Source organism: Allobrachymonas wangyanguii (assembly GCF_045055315.1).
In the GTDB taxonomy this organism is placed as follows: domain Bacteria; phylum Pseudomonadota; class Gammaproteobacteria; order Burkholderiales; family Burkholderiaceae_C; genus Brachymonas; species Brachymonas wangyanguii.
In genome coordinates, this window is record NZ_CP173677.1 from 1,452,757 (window position 1) to 1,473,544 (window position 20,788).

Annotated in this window: 17 protein-coding genes and 1 tRNA gene; 12 read left to right on the forward strand and 6 right to left on the reverse strand. The window is 63.0% G+C overall.

Translation table 11 applies throughout. From position 1 onward, the window contains the following. Positions 1-37: 37 nt before the first annotated feature. From dapE to ACI3EV_RS07035, 4 genes are all read left to right on the forward strand, one after another. Positions 38-1,201: a succinyl-diaminopimelate desuccinylase gene (gene dapE / locus ACI3EV_RS07020; RefSeq protein ID WP_329771541.1), complete on the forward strand. Its 1,164-nt coding sequence runs from the start codon at positions 38-40 to the stop codon at positions 1,199-1,201. Further along, positions 1,198-3,276: an ATP-binding cassette domain-containing protein gene (locus tag ACI3EV_RS07025; RefSeq protein ID WP_337691264.1), complete on the forward strand. Its 2,079-nt coding sequence runs from the start codon at positions 1,198-1,200 to the stop codon at positions 3,274-3,276. Before dapE ends, ACI3EV_RS07025 begins: the two co-directional genes overlap by 4 nt. 101 nt (positions 3,277-3,377) lie before the next feature. Beyond that, complete coding sequence (locus ACI3EV_RS07030) at positions 3,378-3,626, forward strand: GlsB/YeaQ/YmgE family stress response membrane protein (protein ID WP_337691386.1); 249 nt, start codon at positions 3,378-3,380, stop codon at positions 3,624-3,626. A 78-nt stretch (positions 3,627-3,704) separates the two neighbouring features. Further along, positions 3,705-4,214, forward strand: coding sequence for a hypothetical protein (locus ACI3EV_RS07035; protein ID WP_337691266.1), 510 nt, complete (start codon positions 3,705-3,707; stop codon positions 4,212-4,214). Positions 4,215-4,298: 84 nt separating this feature from the next. Here the strand turns inward: ACI3EV_RS07035 and ACI3EV_RS07040 are convergent, their stop codons facing one another. From ACI3EV_RS07040 to ACI3EV_RS07050, 3 genes are all read right to left on the reverse strand, one after another. Next, positions 4,299-5,495 carry a branched-chain amino acid ABC transporter substrate-binding protein gene (locus ACI3EV_RS07040; RefSeq protein ID WP_337691267.1) on the reverse strand — a complete coding sequence of 399 codons (1,197 nt, stop codon included), beginning with the start codon at positions 5,493-5,495 and terminating at the stop codon, positions 4,299-4,301. A gap of 164 nt (positions 5,496-5,659) precedes the next feature. Then, on the reverse strand, positions 5,660-6,100 hold the full coding sequence (locus tag ACI3EV_RS07045) for a DNA polymerase III subunit chi (RefSeq protein WP_329771545.1): 441 nt from the start codon (positions 6,098-6,100) through the stop codon (positions 5,660-5,662). A 2-nt stretch (positions 6,101-6,102) separates the two neighbouring features. Further along, a complete protein-coding gene (locus tag ACI3EV_RS07050; protein WP_405197977.1) occupies positions 6,103-7,722 on the reverse strand; it encodes a leucyl aminopeptidase in 1,620 nt (539 codons plus the stop codon). A gap of 39 nt (positions 7,723-7,761) precedes the next feature. Between ACI3EV_RS07050 and lptF the strand changes: the two genes are divergently transcribed. The 6 genes from lptF (at position 7,762) to ACI3EV_RS07080 (ending at position 12,770) form a co-directional block, all read left to right on the forward strand. Further along, positions 7,762-8,913, forward strand: a complete 1,152-nt coding sequence (gene lptF, locus ACI3EV_RS07055; RefSeq protein WP_337691272.1) for an LPS export ABC transporter permease LptF — start codon at positions 7,762-7,764, stop codon at positions 8,911-8,913. Next, on the forward strand, positions 8,910-10,007 hold the full coding sequence (gene lptG / locus ACI3EV_RS07060; protein ID WP_329771548.1) for an LPS export ABC transporter permease LptG: 1,098 nt from the start codon (positions 8,910-8,912) through the stop codon (positions 10,005-10,007). Before lptF ends, lptG begins: the two co-directional genes overlap by 4 nt. After that, entirely contained in the window at positions 10,004-10,396 is a 393-nt protein-coding gene (locus tag ACI3EV_RS07065; protein WP_337691275.1) for a CbiX/SirB N-terminal domain-containing protein, read from the forward strand. Before lptG ends, ACI3EV_RS07065 begins: the two co-directional genes overlap by 4 nt. Before the next feature lie 65 nt (positions 10,397-10,461). Next, positions 10,462-10,538 (forward strand) — tRNA-Pro (locus ACI3EV_RS07070). Between the two features lie 112 nt (positions 10,539-10,650). Continuing rightward, a complete protein-coding gene (locus ACI3EV_RS07075) occupies positions 10,651-11,592 on the forward strand; it encodes a CysB family HTH-type transcriptional regulator (protein ID WP_337691277.1) in 942 nt (313 codons plus the stop codon). An 11-nt stretch (positions 11,593-11,603) separates the two neighbouring features. Continuing rightward, entirely contained in the window at positions 11,604-12,770 is a 1,167-nt protein-coding gene (locus ACI3EV_RS07080) for a pyridoxal phosphate-dependent aminotransferase (protein WP_337691279.1), read from the forward strand. Between the two features lie 98 nt (positions 12,771-12,868). Here ACI3EV_RS07080 and ACI3EV_RS07085 read toward each other — a convergent pair whose 3' ends face one another. The 3 genes from ACI3EV_RS07085 to hrpA all read right to left on the reverse strand — a co-directional run bounded on the left by ACI3EV_RS07085 (position 12,869) and on the right by hrpA (position 18,003). Next, a complete protein-coding gene (locus tag ACI3EV_RS07085) occupies positions 12,869-13,237 on the reverse strand; it encodes a hypothetical protein (RefSeq protein WP_329771552.1) in 369 nt (122 codons plus the stop codon). 136 nt (positions 13,238-13,373) lie between these two features. Beyond that, complete coding sequence (locus ACI3EV_RS07090; protein ID WP_329771553.1) at positions 13,374-13,970, reverse strand: c-type cytochrome; 597 nt, start codon at positions 13,968-13,970, stop codon at positions 13,374-13,376. A gap of 109 nt (positions 13,971-14,079) precedes the next feature. Continuing rightward, a complete protein-coding gene (gene hrpA, locus ACI3EV_RS07095) occupies positions 14,080-18,003 on the reverse strand; it encodes an ATP-dependent RNA helicase HrpA (RefSeq protein WP_405198062.1) in 3,924 nt (1,307 codons plus the stop codon). Between the two features lie 176 nt (positions 18,004-18,179). Between hrpA and argA the strand changes: the two genes are divergently transcribed. Both argA and ppk2 read left to right on the forward strand, forming a co-directional pair. Further along, on the forward strand, positions 18,180-19,526 hold the full coding sequence (gene argA, locus ACI3EV_RS07100; RefSeq protein WP_329771555.1) for an amino-acid N-acetyltransferase: 1,347 nt from the start codon (positions 18,180-18,182) through the stop codon (positions 19,524-19,526). A 68-nt stretch (positions 19,527-19,594) separates the two neighbouring features. Further along, positions 19,595-20,731, forward strand: a complete 1,137-nt coding sequence (ppk2, locus tag ACI3EV_RS07105; protein ID WP_329771556.1) for a polyphosphate kinase 2 — start codon at positions 19,595-19,597, stop codon at positions 20,729-20,731. Positions 20,732-20,788 lie beyond the last annotated feature (57 nt).

Sequence of the window (20,788 nt, forward strand, 5' to 3'; positions counted from 1 at the left end):
TTTTTCCGGCAGCCTGCTGCCCTCCTGCTGAATCTTCATGTCCGACACCCTTGCCCTTTCCGAACAGCTGATCCGGCTGGCCTCCGTCACGCCGGATGATGCCGGCTGTCTGCCGCTGCTGGCCAGCCAGCTGGAACCGCTCGGCTTTGCCTGCGAACGCATCGACAGCGGCCCGGACGATTTCCGTGTCAGCAACCTGTGGGCGCTGCGTCCCGGCCGCCTGGGCGATGCCGGCAAGACACTGGTACTGGCCGGCCATACCGATGTGGTGCCGACCGGTCCGCTGGAACAGTGGACCAGCCCGCCCTTCGAGCCGGCACAGCGCGATGGCAAGCTCTACGGCCGCGGTGCCAGCGACATGAAGACCTCGCTCGCCGCCATGGTGGTGGCAGTGCGCGAATTCCTGCAGCAGCAGCCCGATACCGCGCTCAACCTCGCCTTTCTGCTCACCAGCGACGAGGAAGGCCCGGCGCACGATGGCACGGTGGTCGTCTGCAACACGCTACAGCAGCGCGGCACGCGCATCGATTACTGCCTGGTCGGCGAGCCCACGGCCGTCAGGCAGACTGGCGACATGATCAAGAACGGCCGCCGTGGCAGCATGAGCGGCCGCCTGACCGTGCACGGCATCCAGGGCCATATCGCCTACCCGCACCTGGCGCGCAACCCGATCCACCAGGTCGCGCCAGCACTGGCCGAACTGGCCGCCACCACCTGGGACGAGGGCAATGCCTTTTTTCCACCCACCAGCTGGCAGATCAGCAATATCCACGGCGGTACCGGTGCCAGCAACATCATCCCCGGTTCGGTGGTGATCGATTTCAATTTCCGCTTCTGCACCGAATCCACGCCCGACAGCCTGCAGCAGCGTGTCGAAACTGTGCTGCAGCAGCATGGCCTGGACTACACGCTGGACTGGAGCATCAGCGGCCTGCCCTTCCTGACTCCGCCCGGCGAACTAGTGGCCGCCGCGCAACAGGCCATCCGCGACGAAACCGGGCTGGAAACCGAACTCTCCACCAGCGGCGGCACCAGTGATGGCCGCTTTATCGCGCAGATCTGCCCACAGGTCATTGAGCTCGGCCCACCCAACGCCAGCATCCACAAGATCGATGAACATATCGCGCTCGACGACATCGAACCGCTCAAGAATATCTACCGGCGCTTGCTGGACAACCTGTCAAAGGAAATCACCCCATGATCGTGCTTCAGGATGTGGTGCTGCAGCGCGGCACCAAGGTCTTGCTCGACAAGGCCTCGGTCAGCATCAACCCCGGCGAACGCGTCGGCCTGGTCGGGCGCAATGGCTGCGGCAAGTCCAGCCTGTTCAGCCTGCTGCAGAACCGCCTGCATGAAGATGCCGGCGATGTCAGCCTGCCGCCCCACTGGCGCATGGCCGAAGTGGCACAGAACATGCCCGAAACCACGGACAGCGCGACGGAATTCGTGCTCGGTGGCGATTCCCGCCTGCAAGAAGCCCATGCCGCACTGGCGCAGGCCGATGCCAGCGGCGACGGCATGGCGATTGCCCACGCGCACACGCTGCTGGCCGATGCCGGTGCGCACGACGCGCGCTCGCGCGCCCAATCGCTGATCCTCGGTCTCGGCTTCCAGATCGATGAGCTGGAGCGTCCGGTCAACAGTTTCTCGGGAGGCTGGCGCATGCGCCTGCAACTGGCGCGCGCGCTGATGTGCCCAAGCGACCTGCTGCTGCTGGACGAACCGACCAACCACCTGGATCTGGACGCGCTGGTCTGGCTGGAAGGCTGGCTCAAGCGCTACCCCGGCACGCTGCTGGTGATCAGCCACGACCGCGAATTCCTCGATGCTATCACCCAGGTGACGGTGCATGTGGAGCACGCCCAGCTGACGCGCTACAGCGGCAACTACACCGCCTTCGAGGAACAGCGCGCCGAACGCATCGTGCTGCAACAGGCCGCCTACGCACGCCAGCAGGAAAAAATCGCCCACCTGCAGCAATTCATCGACCGCTTCAAGGCCAAGGCGACCAAGGCCAAGCAGGCGCAGAGCCGGGTCAAGGCGCTGGAGCGCATGGAACGGCTGGCACCGGTGCTCACCAGTGCCGATTTCACCTTTGAATTCCAGGAACCGCCGCAGCTGCCCAACCCGATGCTGGCAGTGCGCGATGCCGCTTTCGGCTACCGCGGCGCTGCCGGCAAGCCGGCACCAGACCTCATCCTCGACGCAGAGCTGCAGGACTTCAGCACCAGCCAGGAGTTGCACCAGCACCAGCTGCAAAGTGGCGAGGCGCTGCCGCCCATCACCGAACAGGACAAGGTGATCCTGCAGGGCATCAACGTCTCGGTGCTGGCAGGCCAGCGCATTGGCGTGCTCGGTGCCAACGGTCAGGGCAAGTCCACCTTCGTCAAGACGGTGGCGCACGCCCTACCGCTGCTGGCTGGCCGCATCACCGAAGGCAAGGGCCTGCGCCTGGGCTATTTCGCCCAGCAGGAACTGGAAGTACTGCAGCTCGATGACCACCCGCTCGGCCACATGACGCGGCTGGCGCGCGAGCACCCGGATCTGGCCGCCCAGGCCGGCCGCGAGCAGGATTTGCGCAACTTCCTAGGCAGCTTCCAGTTTGCCGGCGACATGGTGCACCAGGCCGTGGGCAGCATGAGCGGTGGCGAAAAGGCACGTCTGGTGCTGGCGATGCTGGTCTGGCAGCGTCCCAACCTGCTGCTGCTGGACGAGCCGACCAACCATCTGGATCTGGTCACGCGCGAGGCGCTGGCGATGGCGCTCAACAGCTTTGACGGCACAGTGATGCTGGTCAGCCACGACCGAGCCCTGCTGCGCGCCGTCTGCGACGACTTCTGGCTGGTTGGAGAAGGCGGCATCCGCCCCTTCGATGGCGATCTGGACGACTACCAGCGTTACCTGCAGGACGTGGCACGCCAGCGCCGCGAACAGCTCAACGCCGGCAACAGCGCCAGCGCAGATGCCACAGACAGCAAGCCAGCCCTGAGTGGTGCCGAACAGCGCAAGCTGCAGGCCGCGCGCCGCCAGCAGTACCTGGAACAGCGCCGCCCGCTGGCCAAGCGACAGCAGCAGCTGGAAAAGGACATGGAGCAACTGCGCGCCGACAAGGAACGCCTCGAAGCCGAACTGTGCCAGCCGCTGGAGCCGCAGGCGATTGCCGATGCCGGCCGCCAGCTCAAGCAGGTGACCGATGACCTCGACGAGGCCGAGATGGCCTGGCTGGAAGTCTCCGAACAGCTGGAGGCGCTGGAGGCCAGCCAGGAAGCCGTGTAATCACAGTCTGACACACCTGCTGGCAGATGACTGCCATAGAGCTGTCAGGGTTTGCGGTTAGTATGTGGCCGTTGACAACAAACAGGGAGTTTTTCCTCATGATGCAAATCATTTCCATCATCGTCGTCGGTTTTATCGTGGGTCTGCTGGCCCGCGCCCTCAAGCCGGGCAATGACAGCCTCGGTTTCCTGATGACGACCGTGCTCGGTATCATCGGTTCCGCCGTGGCCAACTTCATCGGCTCCGCACTGGGTCTGTACGGTCCGGGTGATGCCGCCGGCTGGATCGCCTCCATCATCGGTGCCATCATCGTGCTGTACGTGTACGGCCTGGTCACCAAAAAGCGCTGATACCGCAAGCGGCGTAGCACGCCGCTGGTATATAGTGACAGGGGCTTCGGCCCTTTTTTTGATGCTACATTGACGAGCATGACTTCATTGTTTACCCGCAGCAGGCTGCTGCTGATTCCTCCCGCACTCACGCTGCTGGCGGCCTGCCAGCCAGCTGGCGATGCCACCAATGCCCCGGCTTCGTCAGCTGCCAGCGCCGTGGCCATCGCACCGGCCAGCGCGGCAGCATCGGCTGCTGATGCCCCACTGATGCAAGGCGTGTTCTTCTGGGGTCCTGAAGTCGAGACCTTCTCGCCCTGCAATACCAACCAGACTTTCTGGCTGGATGGCGAACCGGAGCAGCTGGCGCCGCTGGAAGACATGGCAATGGAAAAAGCCGACCAGGCCAACGAAGCCTACCAGCCGGTCTATGTCGAGATCCACGCCACACAGATGGGGCCAGCCACGGACGGCTATGCGGTCGAGTACGACGGCGTGCTCGCCTTGCAGCAGGTGGTCAAGCTGTCGCCCGAAGTGCCCAGCACCTGCAAGCTGATCGAGCAGCCACCGCCCCCGTCCGGCGTGGCGGCCAGCGCTGCCGAGGATTGAACACGCGCAGCACCCGTTCACACCAGACAGAAACAGACAAGCCACCCATCGGGTGGCTTGCTGCTGTCAGGGCCTGACTGAAGATCAGTTCATGGCCTGCTTCTTGCCGTCCACGTACTGGTAAAGCGTGCTGGGCGCGTTCACCATGTCACCGGTCGCGTCAAAGGTGATCTTGGAAGTCACGCCTTCGTAGTTCGATTCGGCCAGCTTGGCCAGGTAGACCTTGGGATCGGCAGAGTCGGCACGCTTCATGGCGTCCACGATCAGCATCGCCGCGTCATAGGTGTACGGGCTGTAGATCTGGAACTGACCCGGATAGGCCTTTTCGTAACGCTCGCGCCAGGCCAGGCCACCCGGCATCTTGCTCAGCGAGGCACCGCCTTCGGCACACACCACGTTCAGCAGCGGCTTGGAACCACCAGACAGCTTGGCCAGTTCGGTGGTGCAGATGCCGTCACCGCCAAAGTACTTCTGCGTGGTCAGGCCCAGCTGCTCCATCTGGCGCAGCATCGGGCCGGCCTGGGCATCCATGCCGCCATAGAAAATGCCATCCGGGTTCTGCGCCTTGACCGCCGTCAGGATCGCCATGAAGTCGGTCGCCTTGTCGTTGGTGAACTGCTGGCTCACCACCTCGATGCCGTTCTGCTTGGCCACAGCGGCAAACACCTCGGCCAGGCCCTGGCCATAGGCGGTACGGTCGTCGATCACGGCGACACGCTTTAGGCCAAAGGTCTTGGCCTGGTTGGCCAGCGCCGCACCCAGTGCGTTGTCGTTGGCGATGATCCGGAAAGTGGTCTTGTAGCCGTTCTTGGTCAGCGCCGGGTTGGTGGCAGCGCCGGTCACCATCGGCAAGTCACAATCGTTGTAGATCTTGGATGCCGGAATGGTAGTGCCGGAGTTCAGGTGACCAACCACGCCGTTGACCTTGGAGTCGCACAGTTTCTGTGCCACGGCCGTGCCCTGCTTCGGATCGGCGCCATCGTCTTCCACCACGGCTTCAAAGCGTACCGGCTTGCCGCCGAGCGTCACGCCCTGCTGGTTCAGGTCAGCCACCGCCATCAGCACGCCGTTGGCGTTGTCCTTGCCATAGTGGGCCTGGCTGCCCGACATGGGCGCCACGGATGCCAGCTTGACGACCTGGGCGTCAGCTGCCGGAGCCGCAGCAGCAGCGCCACCGCTGGCAGCCGGTGCCGTCGGGGTTTCGGTTTTCTGGCCACAGGCTGCCAGCAGGGCGCTGGCAGCCAGTACGGCGGCAACGCTCAGTCGGAGTTCAAATTGCATGGTGCTCTCCCATTTCACAAGAGTGACAGCTGCCGACATCTGCGAGATGCGGATTGTCACGACTGGCTGTTAAAAAAATTGTAGCCAGCCCGATTTCCATTTTTCAGCTATATGTCAAGCTCAAGGGAAAACACCGATTCGCCCCAAGGCCTTGCCAAAGCCCCTTAGCCGCGAACTTGCACGTCGTGACGCACGATCTGGTAGCCGCGGCTGGTGTAGTACTTCCAGCGGGTGCGGGCCTGAGCGCGATCCTGCTCGTCAAACGTCACCACCTCGATCAGGCGGGCAAACTGCTCGAAACCGGCCGGCACTTCGGGCAGCAGGCTGACCAGCACATCGTGGCGCTCACACTGGCTGACATCGGGAGTCAGCCACAGGCGCGCATGGCGCGCCTCGGGCGATTGCGCCTGCTCCGGCTGCCCCAGCAGGCAGTGACCAATGAATTCGGTAGGTGCCAGCTGCCATAGCTGGCGATCCACCTGCTGCAGCACCTCGGGCGCTGCCACCAGAACCACCGATTCGGAATGCGCCACCGCCTTGCGCAGCAGGCGGCTCACATAGCGCAAGCGCTCCGGGATGTTGAAGTGAAAGGCAACTTCCGTCACATTCAGCCCGCGCGCTTGCCGCTCTTGCCAGTTGTCTTGGCCTTGGTGGCTGCCGGCTTGGCAGCGGCTTTGGTCACTGGCTTAACCGCCTTGGCGCTCTTGCCGGCTGGCTTGTCCTGGCTCTGCTGTTCGGCTTGCGAGGGGCCAAAATCGACCGGCTGTTCTGCCATGTTCAGCGCAAACTGCAGCAGCAGCGGTACCGGACGGCCGGTCGCCCCCTTGGCCGCACCCTCGTTCCAGGCGGTGCCAGCGATGTCCAGATGCGCCCACGGATAACGGCCGGTAAAGCGCTCCAGGAACTTGGCCGCCGAAATCGCGCCAGCCAGACGACCTGCCACGTTGGCCATGTCGGCAAAATTGGATTTCAGGTCCTGGCCGTAGACATCGTCCATGGGCATGCGCCAGCACAGGTCGGAGCTTTCATCGGCAGCGCGCTCCAGTTCTTGCGCCAGCTCATCGTTGGTCGTGAACAGGCCGCTGCGCAGGTGGCCCAGCGCCATCACGCAGTTGCCAGTCAGCGTGGCAATGTCCACCACCGCCTGCGGCTGGAAGCGCTCGGCGTAAGTCAGCGCATCGCACAGGATCAGGCGACCCTCGGCATCGGTATTCAGGATCTCGATGGTCTGGCCGCTCATGCTAGTGACCACATCGCCTGGCTTCAGGGCACGGCCGCTGGGCATGTTCTCGCAGGTCGGGATCAGGCCGACCACGTTGATCTTCGGACGCAGCAGGCGCAGCGATTCGAACAGGCCGAGCACGCTGGCGGCACCGCCCATGTCGAACTTCATCTCGTCCATGCCGGCACCGGGTTTCAGCGAGATGCCGCCGCTGTCAAAGGTGATGCCCTTGCCGACGAACACCAGCGGACGTTGGCTGTCGGCTGCGCCTTCATAGCGCAGCACGATAAAGCGCGGCGGCTCGTCCGAACCCTTGGCCACCGACAGGAAGGAGCCCATGCCCAGCTTCTCGATCTGCTTCTGCTCCAGCACCTCGCATTCCAGCAGGCCGTGGCCGCCGTCATTCTGCGCCTGGGCTGCGATGTTGCGCGCCACCTCGCCCAGCATGCTGGGCGTGGCGTGGTTGCCCGGGCGGTTCGCCCACTCGCGCGCCAGCGTCATGCCGGCCACCAGCGCCTTGCCCTGCGCCAGCGCGCCCTTGCGCTCGCCGGCATTCGGCGCGCCCAGCAGTACCTTCTTCAGGCCGCCCTTGGCGCTCGGCTTGGTCGTGCCATAGACATGGCCACCTGCTGCAATCGAAGTCATCGCCGCAGTCCATTGGGCATCGCTCGCATCCTGGGCAAAGCAGACCGCCAGCTTGACCGGGTCTGCAGCAACCTCCTTCACCAGCTTGGCCAGCGACTTGCGGATCTGGGCCGGCGATCCGTCACCGATACCCAGCAGCTCCACGCGCGCCACCGGGCGCGATTCGGGCAGGTAGAGCGACAGGCGCTTACCGGACTCGGTACTCCAGTGGCCGGCAGACAATGCCCTTTTCACCAGCAGGGACAAGCCTGCGGTCAGCGGCTCTCCCAAATCCAGGCCATCGGCAGCCAGCAGGATCAGGACATCGCCAAGTTCGGCATCCTGGGTCAGGGGGTTGGAGGTTGCAAGAGAAAAATTCATCATAATGTCGGTTTGAGTTGAGGCTTTAGCGTAACGCCAATGTTATTCCAAACTTCCATCCGGCGCGAACTGGCCCGCAGTTTCGGGGCCACGCTGTTCGTACTGCTCATCATCGTGCTCACGATGATGCTGATTCGCGCCCTGCGCTACGCCAGCAAGGGGGCCATCGGCCCGTCCGAAGTCGCACTGATCCTCGGCTTTTCCACGCTCGCCTACTTCCACGTGCTGCTCACGCTCAGCATGTTCATCTGCGTCGTGGCCACGCTCACGCGCATGTACCGCGACAGCGAAATGGCGGTCTGGTTCTCCAGCGGCCAGAGCATGTTCAACCTGCTGCGGCCGATCTTCACCTTCTCCTGGCCGATCGTGCTGCTGATCATGGCGCTGTCGCTGTTCGGCTGGCCCTGGGCCAACGCCCAGACCGAAGAACTGCTGAGCCGCTACCAGACGCGTGGCGACATCGAACGCATTGCTCCCGGGCAGTTCCAGGAATCGTCTGATGGCAGCCGCGTGCTCTATGTCGATGATGACCGCAACGCCCGTGGCGGCACCCAGATCGAGAACGCCAGCAAGCTGTTCGTGTTCACGCGCAATGCCGATAACGAGACTGTGATCACCGCCCGCAGCGGCAAGATCGAGCAGCGTGAAGACGGTGCCTTTGCCGTGCTGAAAGATGGCCAGAGCACCGAGATCAATGAAGACCATACCCTGACCATCAGCCACTTCGGCGAATACGGCATGCGCATCAGCGAACAGCAGGTGCAATCCAGCGGCATCGACCTGAACAACCCGGATGCGCTGCGCCAGGCCAATCCGCGCATGATTTCCACGCCCACCCTGCTCACCGTCGATACGCCACGCTTCCAGGGCGAATTCAGCTGGCGTCTCGGCATGGGCCTGGCGGCACTCAACCTGGTGCTGCTCGCGGTGGCCTCCACCAACCTCAACGTGCGCTCTTCGCGCAGCGGTGGCGTGCTGCTGGCGCTGATGATCTTCGTCATCTATTACAACCTGCTCAACTACGCCAGCGACTACATCAAGATGGGCAAGGCCGGGCTGGTCCCGACGCTGCTGGTGCTGCATGGCGGCGTGTTCGTGTTCGCCGTACTCTGGCTGTTCAAGCGCCAGCAGCAATGGACGCTGGGCGGCTGGCTGCGACGTCGCCAGTCACGCACGGAGGTGGCAGCATGAGAGTCTCGCAACGCTATATCTACCGCCAGATCCTGCTGGCGGTGCTGGTGGTATCCATCGGCTTCCTGGCACTGTTCTTCTTTTTCGATACCGTCAGCGAGCTGTCCTTTGCCGGTCGCCACGGCCGCGAATACAGCCCGAGCAGCGCCATGCTCTATGTAGGCCTGCTGATGCCCAGCCATGCCTACGAGCTGCTACCCATCACGGTGCTGATCGGCAGCATCTTCGTCATGTCCAGCATGTCGCAATCGTCCGAATTCACCATCCTGCGCACCAGCGGCCTGAGCCCGGCACAGGCCTTGCGCACCTTGCTCTGGCTGGGTCTGGGCTTTGCCGTGCTGACCTTCGTGCTCGGCGATTACGTGGCGCCGGCCTCGGAACGCCTGGCGCAGCAGCAAAAGGCCACCATCGAAGGCAAGCTCACCACCGGCCAGACCGGCGCCTGGATGAAGGAGCGCATGGGAGAGCATGACCGCATCGTCAACGTGCAGGAACTGCTGCCCAGCGGCGAGATGCGCCAGGTCCGCATCTTCGACTTCAACGCCCAGGGCCTGCTGGCAGAAGTGATCCGTTCCGAATCGGCCACGCTGCAGGACGGGCAATGGCAGCTGCGCCAGGTCGAGCGCAGCACCGTCATCCCCGGCAACGAGCGTCAGCAGCTGGACCGTGCCATCCAGGACAGCATGCCGCTGCAGACCACCATCCGCCAGGACATGGTCTCCTCCGCCCTGCTAGACCCGGATCGCATGTCCACGCTGGACCTGTACACCTATATCAACCACCTGCAAAGCAACAACCAGTCGGCGCAAAGCTACCAGATCAAGTTCTGGCACAAGGTGTTCTACCCGTTCAGCTGCCTGGTGATGATGATGCTGGCGCTGCCTTTTGCCTACCTGCACTTCCGCTCCGGCGCGATCTCGTCGGCGGTGTTTGGCGGCGTGATTGTCGGCATCAGCTTCTTCATGCTCAACAACGTGTTCGGCTATATCGGCAACGTCAATGGCTGGCAGCCCTGGCTGGCGGCGCTGACACCCAGCCTGATCTACACCGCGATCTCGCTGGGCGCCTTCACCTGGCTGGTGCGCAACCGATGAGCCCGGCGGCCGCACAAGCCGGCGTGATCCTGTTTGCGCACGGTTCACGTCGCCCGGGCTGGGATGCCACGATTCATGAACTGGAACAGCGGCTGCGGCAGCAGGATGCCGGCCTACACATCCAGCGCGCCTACCTGGAGCTGCAACAGCCCGATCTGGAGCAGGCCGTGCGCCTGTTGGTAGAGCAGCATGGCGTGACCCGGCTGCACGTGATTCCGCTGTTTCTGGGCAAGGGCAACCATCTGCTGGAAGATTTGCCTGCCCTGATCCGTGAACTGCAGCAGCAACAGCCCGATTTGCAGTTACACTTGCAGGCTGGCATCGGGCAACGCAACAGCTTTGCCGATTGGCTGAGTGCAGAAATCCTGCAGGATCTGGGTCAGGCCTGAGGAAATTTCCGGAAAATGCAGAATCACTTCAAGACACGCATTTTTTGGGTTATAATTTCTGTCTTCGGAGTATAGCGCAGCCTGGTAGCGCGTCTCGTTCGGGACGAGAAGGTCGAAGGTTCGAATCCTTTTACTCCGACCACACCCAAACCCATTGCTTTCACGGCAATGGGTTTTTTTCTTGCCTGCACGTAAGTCTGCCGCCGCTTATAATCCCTGGGAATTAAAAACAACTACTTCATGCTTGAAGCATCATGAATCTGCATCAATTCCGCTTTGTCCAGGAGGCGGTGCGCCGCAACCTCAACCTCACCGAGACCGCCAAAGCCTTGCACACCTCCCAGCCCGGTGTGTCCAAGGCCATCATCGAACTGGAAGAAGAGCTCGGCGTCGATATTTTTGCGCGTCACGGCAAGCGCCTGAAACAGGTCACCGAACCGGGCCAGCACATCCTGGAAAGCATCCAGATCATCCTGCGTGAAGTCGCCAACCTCAAGCGCATCGGCGAGGAATTCAGCATCCAGGACAGCGGCCGCTTCAGCATTGCCGCCACCCATACCCAGGCACGCTATGTGCTGCCGGAACGCGTGGCACGGCTGCGCGGCCTCTACCCCAAGGTACAGATCAGCCTGCATCAGGGCACGCCGGACCAGGTCGCGCGCATGCTGCTGGACGAAACCGCCGAAATCGGCGTGGCCACCGAATCGCTGGCTGATTATGCCGATCTGGTCACCCTGCCCTGCTACGACTGGCAGCACGTGCTGGTAATCCCGGAAGCACATCCACTGGCGCAGCAGGAGCGCATCACGCTCGAAATGCTGGCCGAGCACCCGCTGATCACCTACCACCCCTCGTTCACCGGCCGTACCCGCATCGACCAGGCCTTTGCCCAGCGTCACCTGACACCCGAAGTCGTGCTGGAAGCGATCGATTCCGACGTCATCAGCACCTATGTGCTGCATGGCCTGGGCATCGGCATCATCGCCGAAATGGCGGTAGCCGAAGACAACAAGCCGGGCCTGGTCTACCGGCCGATGGGTCACCTGTTTGGCAGCAACGTGACGCGTGTGGCCTTCAAGCGCGGCATCTACCTGCGCAACTACGTCTACGAGTTTGCCGAACTACTGAGTGATCGCCTGCCGCGCAAGCTGGTGATGAAGGCCATGACCGGCCAATACGAAGACTACGCACTGTAAGGAACAGACGCATGCACCCGACACCAAGCATTCCGTCGCGCCTGCCCGACAGCGGCACGACGATTTTTTCCGTCATGTCGGCGCTGGCGCTGCAGCACCAGGCGGTGAACCTGGGCCAGGGTTTTCCGGATTTTGGCTGTGACACGGCGTTGCTGGAAGGCGTGACCCAGGCGATGCAGCAAGGCCACAACCAGTACCCGCCCATGCCCGGCATTCCGGCCTTGCGTGAAGCGATTGCCGCCAAGGTCGAGGCACTTTACGGCCACCGTTACGATGCCCAGAGCGAAATCACCGTCACCGCAGGCGCTACCCAGGCGCTGCTGACCGCCCTGCTCGCCATCACCCAGCCCGGCGATGAAGTGATCGTGCTGGAACCCTGCTACGACAGCTATGTGCCGGGCATCCGCATGGCCAACGCGGTACCGGTGCCGGTCAGCCTGGATCCGCACAGCCATGCTCCCGATTTCGATCGCATCGCCGCCGCCATCACGCCGCGCACACGCGCCATCATGATCAACACGCCGCACAACCCGAGCGGCACGGTCTGGAGCGATGCCGACATGCTGCGCCTGCAGGAGTTGCTGCATGGCACCGACATCATCGTCATCAGCGACGAGGTCTATGAGCATATGGTGTTTGACGGCCAGCCACATGCCAGCGCGTCGCGCTACCCGGCACTGGCAGCGCGCAGCATCGTCGTCAGCAGCTTTGGCAAGACCTTCCACGTCACCGGCTGGAAAGTCGGCCATGTCTCGGCACCGGCAGCGCTAATGGCAGAGTTCCGCAAGATCCACCAGTTTAACGTGTTCACGGTCAACACGCCGATGCAGCATGGCCTGGCACGCTATCTGCAGGATCCGGCACCATATCTGCAACTGCCGGCGTTCTACCAGCGCAAGCGTGACCTGTTTGCCACCGGCCTGCAGCAGACGCGCTTGCGCCTGCTGCCCTGCCAGGGCACCTATTTCCAGTGTGTCAGCTATGCCGATATCGCCCTGCCGGAACGTGATCTGGGTGAAGCGGCTTTCTGTGAATGGCTGACCCGCGAGATCGGCGTGGCGGCGATTCCGCTGTCGGCCTTCTACGGCCAGCCGGTGGAGCGGCAGACCATCCGCTTCTGTTTTGCCAAGCAGGATGACACCCTGCGGCAGGCCCTGGAACGGCTGGCACGACTCTGATACCCGAAAATGACAAACCCCATCTCCGTGAGGACGATGGGGTTTGTGGCAGACAGGCTGCCAACGAGCGGCCTGCCTGTCCTGGCTGGAGCTACAGCTTAGTTGCTGGCAGCTGCCTGGGCCTTCTGGGCGGCTTCCTCGGCCTTCTTCAGGGCGTCGTTGGCAGCTTCCTTGGTAGCAGCAGCGGCGTCCTGGGCAGCGTCCTTGGTTGCAGCAGCAGCATCCTTGGCGGCATCGGTGGTAGCAGCAGCAGCGCCCTTGGCAGCGTCAACCGCCTTGCCAACAGCGCTGGCAGCGGATTCGGCAGCTGCGGAAGCAGCGTTGACGGTCGCAGAAGCGGCCAGGCCGGCAGCGGCTGCAGCCTGGTCCTGGGCCTTCTCGACCTTGGCTTCTTCTTTCTTGCCGCAAGCGGCCAGGGACACGGCAGCAGCGATAGCCACAGCCAGCATGGAGCGTTGGAAGTTCATGATCTGATCCTCATCCGGAAATAAAAAAGACCCTGCAGGCTGGATTGCCCACAGGATCTTTCTAATTTACTGCATTAGTCAATGCTGACACCAGCCTGTCGTATAAAAAAGACGGGCTGTGTGCAACAGTTGGCTATTACTGCACCTTGCTGACCATGAAATGCACCGCATTGGCCAGTTCTTCGTCGCTGGCAGTGGAAGCACCACGCGGCGGCATCACGCCGGTCAGGCCGGTGTAGCCATCGATGGAGTGCTTGATCAGGGTGTCATTGCCCTGGGCCAGACGCGGAGCCCACTCTTCCTTGTTACCCAGCTTGGGTGCACCGGCAATACCGGCGTCGTGGCAGACGAAGCAGGCCGACTTGTACAGCTTTTCACCAGCGGCCAGATCGACACTGCCACCTGCGGCAGGCGCAGCCTTGGTCACGGCAGCAGCAGCTGCAGTGGTGGCAGCTGCGGCCTTGTTGGCGGCATCGCCGGCTGCGCTGGCGGCAGCACCAGCAGCGCTGGCAGCATCATTCACGACTGCAGAAGCGGCTTCTGCGGCAGCAGATGCCGTTGCCACGGCAGCGGATGCAGCGTCGGTAGCTGCAGATGCAGCCACTTGCGCGGAAGTAACCGCTTCGGATGCTGCGTTTTGTGCTGCAGTAGGCGTAGCCTGCTTGTCGCCACAGGCCACCAGGGCGGCAGCCGCAGCCACCAGAGTCAGAATTCCAACGGTACGTTGCATCATGTGTCTTACCTCTCAATAGGTTACAAATTGATTTCTCTTGCAGTATAGCGCGCTACCCCTTACGGGGAAACCCGTTGAACGTGCTGGCATTGGGGTTATCTGATACAGGTCAATGGATCAGCTGCAGCCAGACTTTTTCCAGCCGTTTGACGCTGACCGGTTGCGGCGTGCGCAGCTCCTGGGCAAAAAAGCTGACGCGCAATTCTTCCAGCAGCCAGCGGAATTCCAGCATGCGACTGTCCTGCTGTCCCTTGCGCTCGGCCAGCAGGCGCCAGTAACGCTGTTCCAGCGGTTTCAGCTCGGCCAGCTTCTGTGCATCGCGCGCGCTGTCAGTGCGCAGCTTGTCCAGCCGCAGTGTGATCGCCTTGAGGTAGCGTGGGAGGAATTGCAGCTGGGTCCAGGGCGTTTCGGCCAGAAAGCGCGGGCCGACCAGTTTCTGCAACTGTTGCGTGATGTCGGCCGTCGCCTCGGGCTGGTTGCGCGTGTCCTTGAGCTTGCGCCGTGCGCTGTCAAACTCGGCCAGCACAATGGCAGCCTGGCGCGCAACTTCCTGCGCGATCAGGCTGAGCCGGCTCTTGCCCTCTTCCACGCGCTGGCGGAAGCTGTCGGCATCGGTGGGCAAGGGGTCGAGCAGGAAGGCGCGGTCCACCGCCAGATCCAGGATCTGCTGTCGCAATTCTTCCGCCGTCCCCAGCTGCATGTAGGCAGTCGCCATCTTCTGGAAATCCGGCAGGTTCTTCTGCAGATACTTGAGGGTATCGCGTACCTGCAGCGCAAACAGCCTGCGTAGCCCTATCCGATGACTGGCTTGTGCGCGTTCGGGTTCATCGAACAGCTCGATGGTCACGGCATCACCGGCATCGATCAGCGCCGGAAAGCCGATCAGCGTCTGTCGGCCGCGGCGCAGTTCCATGATCTCGGGCAGTTCGCCGAAGTCCCAGCTGGTGTAGCGCTGGTCTTCGACCAGATCGCTGCTGGCGGCCGTGGCTACCGCTGCCTTTGCGGTGCTTACGTCTGCCGTGGCAGCGGGAAGTTCGGCAGGCTCTTCCTTGCGCACCGCGGTTTTCAGCACCGCCAGAGCCTGGAAGGCGCCGCGCGCCTGGCTCCCGAGTTCGGCCTTGAGCGCACCCAGATTGCGGCCCATGCCAAGCTGGCGGCCATGTTCATCTACCACGCGGTAGTTCATGAACAAATGCACCGGCACCATGTCCCGCTTGAAATCGGCCAGCTTGATATCCAGTCCGGTGTGCTCGCGCGCGCGCTGCAGCAGCACATCGGCCAGGCTGCCCTTGCCAAAGCCGGGATCCTGCTGGAGCTGCTCGGCCAGCTTGCGCGCGCTGTCGGGTAGCGGCACAAAACGGCTGCGTGGACGCTGCGGAAGGCTCTTGAGCAGGGCCTGGATCTTTTCCTTGAGCAGGCCGGGTACCAGCCAGGGCCCGCGCTCCTCATCGACCTGGTTCAGGGCAAACAACGGGATGTCAACGGTGACGCCATCACGCGCATCGCCGGGTTGGTGCAGGTAACTGGCGCGGCAATCGACGCCGCCCAGGCGGATGGTGCGCGGGAACTGGTCGGTGGTGATGCCGGCGGCCTCGTGCCGCATCAGCTCGTCCTTGCTGATCTGCAGCAGTTTCGGCTGCTGGCGGCTGGCCTCGCGGAACCACTTTTCCAGCTGGTGCGCATTGCAGATGTCGCGCGGGATCTGCGCGTCATAGAAGGCGTAGATCAGTTCGTCGTCCACCAGCACGTCCTGGCGGCGTGACTTGTGCTCCAGATCTTCCACCTGGCGCACCATCTTGCGATTCGCGGCCAGGAACGGCAGCTTGCTCTCCCAATCGTCCTCGACCAGCGCCTGGCGGATGAAGATGTCACGCGCATGTTCGGGATCGAGCTTGTCGTAATCGACGCGGCGGTTGTTGTAGAGCACGATGCCGTAGAGCGTGGCACGTTCCAGCGCCACCACCTTGCTCGCCTTTTTCTCCCAGTGCGGATCGAGCAGCTGGCGGCGCAGCAGGTGCGCCCCGACCTCTTCCAGCCACTGCGGCTCGATGGTCGCCATGGTGCGGCCATAGAGGCGGCCGGTTTCCATCAGTTCGGCACATACGACCCAGCGGCCCGGGCGCTTGCGCAGGCGTGCGCCGGGATGGCGGAAAAACTTGATGCCGCGTGCACCCAGGTACCAGTCTTCCTCGTCATTCTTGCACCCGACGTTGCCCAGCAGGCCTGCCAGCATGCTCTTGTGCAGCTGCTCGTAGCTGGCCGGCTGTGGCTTGGGTTTCCAGCTCTGCTCCGACGCCACCGTCAGCAGCTGGCTGTGGGTATCGCGCCATTCGCGTACACGGCGCACATTGATGAAGTTCTGCCGCAACAGGGTTTCGTACTGGCGGTTGCTGAGCTTGTGCACCGGCTGTGCTGCAACTGCTGGCTCAGTCGGAGCCGGATCTGCCCTGCCCTGGCTGCGCTGCGCCACCGGCAACACGGCCTGCGAAGTCGGCTTGGGCCCAGCCTCGCGCTGCTGGCTGCGCGCCGAGCCCAGGCTGGAGTGGCCACCGCGCACGTCGTGCAGCCACTGCCACAATTTCAGCGTGCTGACGAATTCGCTGCGCTCGTCATCGAACTTGGCATGCTGCTGATCGGCCTGGGCCTGCTGCTCCAGCGGCCGGTCGCGCACGTCCTGCACGCTGAGCGCCGAGGCAATCACCAGCGCCTCGTTCAGCGCGCCGCGCTGCTGCGCCTCCAGCAGGATGCGGCCCACACGCGGGTCCAGCGGTAGCCGTGCCAGCGCCTGGCCGATGCGCGTCAGCTGCTTGTCGTCATCAACCGCGCCCAACTCGTTGAGCAGCTGGTAGCCATCGCTAATCGCCTTGGGGCGCGGCGCTTCCAGGAACGGAAAGTTCTCCACATCGCCCAGATGCAGCGCCTGCATGCGCAGGATCACGCCCGCCAATGAGGAACGCAGGATTTCCGGATCGGTAAACGGCTGGCGGCTGTTGAAGTCTTTCTCGTCGTACAGGCGGATGCAGATGCCGTTGGCGACACGGCCGCAACGGCCGGCACGCTGGTTCGCTGCTGCCTGGCTGACCGGTTCCACCAGCAGCTGTTCCACCTTGTTGCGATAGCTGTAGCGCTTGACGCGCGCGGTGCCGGAATCGATCACGTAACGGATGCCAGGCACTGTCAGCGAGGTTTCTGCCACGTTGGTGGCCAGCACGATGCGACGGCCCTTGTGATTGTCGAACACGCGGTCCTGCTCGGCCTGGCTCAGGCGCGCAAACAGCGGCAGCACCTCAGTGTTGCGCAGTACCGGGCTGTGGCTCAAGTGCTTGCGCAGATGGTCGGCGGCCTCACGGATCTCGCGTTCGCCGGGCAGGAACACCAGAATGTCTCCGGCATCCTGCGGCGTGCGCCAGAGCTCGTCCACGGCATCGGCAATCGCCGTATTCAGGTCGGTATCGCGCGTTTCCTCGAACGGGCGGTAGCGCATTTCCACCGGAAACAGCCGGCCCGATACCATCAGCACCGGTGCCGGGCCCTTGGCCGAGGCAAAGTGTTGCGCAAAGCGGTCGGCATCGATCGTGGCCGAGGTGACGATCACCTTCAGATCCGGCCGGCGCGGCAGGATCTCCTTCAGATAGCCCAGCAGGAAGTCGATATTCAGGCTGCGCTCATGTGCCTCGTCGATGATCAGCGTGTCGTAGGCCTTGAGCAGCGGATCGCTCTGTGTCTCGGCCAGCAGGATACCGTCCGTCATGAGCTTGACCGAAGCGCCCTTCTGCAGCCGGTCGGCAAAGCGCACCTTGTAGCCCACCACCTCGCCCAGCGGCGTCTGCAGTTCCTCGGCAATGCGCTTGGCCACGCTGCTGGCAGCGATCCGGCGCGGCTGCGTGTGGCCGATCAGGCGCGGCCGCTGGCCCGGCTGGGCGTTGCAGGCACCGCGTCCCAGCGCCAGTGCAATCTTGGGCAGTTGCGTGGTCTTGCCGGAACCGGTTTCACCACAGACGATGATGACCTGGTGGCGTTGCATCGCCGCCATGATCTCGTCGCGGCGGCTGGAAACCGGCAGCGATTCCGGGAACTGGATACGCAAGGGGGATTTATCTGACAAGTAAAGTCCTGATCTGAAGCAAAGTATCGGAAAATGCGGGATTATCCCAGCATTGCCGGCGGGCGTCACTTGGCACGCCTGTCACCATCCTCCCATATCGTTCCATGTCCAGCGTTTTCAATTTCACCTTTGTCCCCTGGTTCCGCTCGGTGGCGCCGTACATCCACATGCACCGCGACAAGACCCTGGTGCTGGGCGTACCCGGCGAGGCGATTGCCGCCGGCAAGCTGCCCAGCATCGTGCAGGACCTGGCCCTGATCAAGAGCATGGGCGTGCATATCGTGATGGTGCATGGCTTCCGCCCGCAGGTGAACGAGCAGCTGCGCGCCAAGGGCCAGGAGCCGCGCTACTACAAGGGCTTGCGCATCACCGATGAAATCGCGCTGGACTGCGCGCTCGAGGCTGCCGGCCAACTGCGCTACGAGGTTGAGGCCGCCTTCAGCCAGGGTCTGCCCAACACGCCGATGGCCGGTGCCACGGTACGCGTGATTTCCGGCAACTTCCTGACCGCGCGCCCGGTCGGGATCGTCGATGGCGTGGACTACCTGCACTCGGGCCAGGTGCGCAAGATTGATGCCAGCGCGATCCAGTCCATGCTGGACCAGAATGCGCTGGTGCTGCTGTCACCGCTGGGTTTCTCACCCACCGGCGAGGCCTTCAACCTGACCATGGAAGATGTCGCCACCGAAGTGGCCAGCGAGCTGCACGCCGACAAGCTGCTGTTCCTGACCGAAAACGGCGGCATCCGCCAGCGTCCGTTTGATCCGCCAGGCGACGACAACCCGATCGATACCGAACTTTCGCTGCCCTATGCCGAATCGCTGATGGCCCAGCTGCCACCGCCGGAGAAACCAACCGACAAGGGCTTCTACCTGCGCCACTGCATCAAGGCCTGCAAGAACGGTGTGGAGCGCAGCCACATCGTGCCCTACAAGGTCGATGGTTCGGTGCTGCTGGAAATCTACACCCACGACGGTATCGGCAGCATGGTGGTGGACGAAAAGCTCGAAAGCCTGCGCGAGGCCACGATCGAGGACGTGGGCGGCATCCTGCAGCTGATCGAGCCGTTCGAGCAGGACGGCACCCTGGTCAAGCGCCAGCGCCACGAGATCGAGCGTGATGCCCACCTCTACACCATCATCGAGCACGATGGCGTGATCTTTGGCTGTGCCGCGCTCTACCCCTACCCCGAAGATGGCACTGCCGAAATGGCCTCGGTCACCGTCAGCCCACAGGTGCAGGGCCAGGGCGATGGCGACAAGCTGCTGCGCCGCATCGAGCAGCGCGCACGTGCCCAGGGCCTGAAGAGCATCTTCGTGCTCACCACGCGCACCATGCACTGGTTCATCAAGCGCGGTTTTCAGGTCATGGACCCGAACTGGCTGCCTGAAGCACGCAAGCGCAAGTACAACTGGGACCGAAGAAGTCAGGTTTTAGTGAAAAAATTGTGATGCATTTTCGGGGTCGGGAATTTAAAATTCTTCTTTGGGTTTAACACAGCATCAAGAAGGAGCCGTTGATGGTCACACGCCGCACCCCTGCCCCCGAAAAACCCCGCCTCGCCCGATCGGGTGACGTGATCCTCGGCAAGACATCGCCCGAGAATATTCCCAAGGTGGCCGCCCGCGATGCCGAGATGACCGCGCTGACACGTCGCGAAGTCGCCATCGAACAGATCCTGGAAAAGGCCGAAGACAAGGTCGAGGCCATGAAGACGCTGATGAGCCGCGCCTCCAAGGACGAACTGGACGCCTTGCGCCTGATGCTGGCCACGCCCTCGCACGCCGCACAGCGCGCCATCAGCGACGAAGAGCTGTCGCCGAACTGGCGCAAGGGGGGCTACCCATACAAGAACCTGATGAGCCGCAAGAGCTACGAGAAGCAGAAATACACGCTTCAGGTAGAGCTGCTCAAGCTGCAGGCATGGGTCAAGGAAACCGGCGCCCGCGTGATGATCGTGTTCGAGGGTCGCGATGCTGCCGGCAAGGGTGGCACTATCCGCCGTTTCATGGAGCACCTGAACCCGCGCGGCGCGCGCGTGGTCGCCCTGGAAAAGCCGACCGAGGAAGAAAAAGGCCAGTGGTACTTCCAGCGCTACGTCAAGCACATGCCGACGCATGGCGAGATCGTGCTTTTTGACCGTTCCTGGTACAACCGCGCCGGCGTCGAGCGCGTGATGGGCTTCTGCACCGAAGACGAGTACCGCGAATTCATGCTGCAGGCACCGCTGTTCGAGCGCATGCTGACGCGCAGCGGCATCTATCTGGTCAAGTTCTGGTTCTCGGTCAGCCGCGACGAGCAGCGCCGCCGCTTCAAGGAACGTGAACTGCACCCGCTCAAGCAGTGGAAACTGTCCCCAATCGACAAGGCAAGCCTGGACAAGTGGGACGATTACACGCGCGCCAAGGAAGCCATGTTCTTCGAGACCGACACCGTGGATGCACCCTGGACCGTGATCAAGTCGGACGACAAGAAGCGCGCCCGCCTGAACGCGATGCGCTACGTGCTGAACCGCGTGCCGTATGATAACAAGGACACCGACAGCATCGGTACGCTGGACAGCCTGCTGGTCGGCCGCGCCAACAGCATCTACGAGCATGGCGAGCACCCGATGGGTGAGTTCCGCCACGCGTTTGACCTGATGAGCCGCCGTTAAACACTGCGGCGCTGATGGCAGCGACAGGGGCTGGTCTGCGGGCCAGCCCTTTTTCAT

Bases quoted from the DNA above. Each gene is read 5' to 3' on its own strand.
- dapE (WP_329771541.1), top strand. From the start codon at position 38: ATGTCCGACACCCTTGCCCTTTCCGAACAGCTGATCCGGCTGGCCTCC.
- ACI3EV_RS07025 (WP_337691264.1), top strand. From the start codon at position 1,198: ATGATCGTGCTTCAGGATGTGGTGCTGCAGCGCGGCACCAAGGTCTTG.
- ACI3EV_RS07030 (WP_337691386.1), top strand. From the start codon at position 3,378: ATGCAAATCATTTCCATCATCGTCGTCGGTTTTATCGTGGGTCTGCTG.
- ACI3EV_RS07035 (WP_337691266.1), top strand. From the start codon at position 3,705: ATGACTTCATTGTTTACCCGCAGCAGGCTGCTGCTGATTCCTCCCGCA.
- ACI3EV_RS07040 (WP_337691267.1), bottom strand. From the start codon at position 5,495: ATGCAATTTGAACTCCGACTGAGCGTTGCCGCCGTACTGGCTGCCAGC.
- ACI3EV_RS07050 (WP_405197977.1), bottom strand. From the start codon at position 7,722: ATGAATTTTTCTCTTGCAACCTCCAACCCCCTGACCCAGGATGCCGAA.
- lptF (WP_337691272.1), top strand. From the start codon at position 7,762: ATGTTATTCCAAACTTCCATCCGGCGCGAACTGGCCCGCAGTTTCGGG.
- lptG (WP_329771548.1), top strand. From the start codon at position 8,910: ATGAGAGTCTCGCAACGCTATATCTACCGCCAGATCCTGCTGGCGGTG.
- ACI3EV_RS07065 (WP_337691275.1), top strand. From the start codon at position 10,004: ATGAGCCCGGCGGCCGCACAAGCCGGCGTGATCCTGTTTGCGCACGGT.
- ACI3EV_RS07075 (WP_337691277.1), top strand. From the start codon at position 10,651: ATGAATCTGCATCAATTCCGCTTTGTCCAGGAGGCGGTGCGCCGCAAC.
- ACI3EV_RS07080 (WP_337691279.1), top strand. From the start codon at position 11,604: ATGCACCCGACACCAAGCATTCCGTCGCGCCTGCCCGACAGCGGCACG.
- ACI3EV_RS07085 (WP_329771552.1), bottom strand. From the start codon at position 13,237: ATGAACTTCCAACGCTCCATGCTGGCTGTGGCTATCGCTGCTGCCGTG.
- ACI3EV_RS07090 (WP_329771553.1), bottom strand. From the start codon at position 13,970: ATGATGCAACGTACCGTTGGAATTCTGACTCTGGTGGCTGCGGCTGCC.
- hrpA (WP_405198062.1), bottom strand. From the start codon at position 18,003: ATGGCGGCGATGCAACGCCACCAGGTCATCATCGTCTGTGGTGAAACC.
- argA (WP_329771555.1), top strand. From the start codon at position 18,180: ATGTCCAGCGTTTTCAATTTCACCTTTGTCCCCTGGTTCCGCTCGGTG.
- ppk2 (WP_329771556.1), top strand. From the start codon at position 19,595: ATGGTCACACGCCGCACCCCTGCCCCCGAAAAACCCCGCCTCGCCCGA.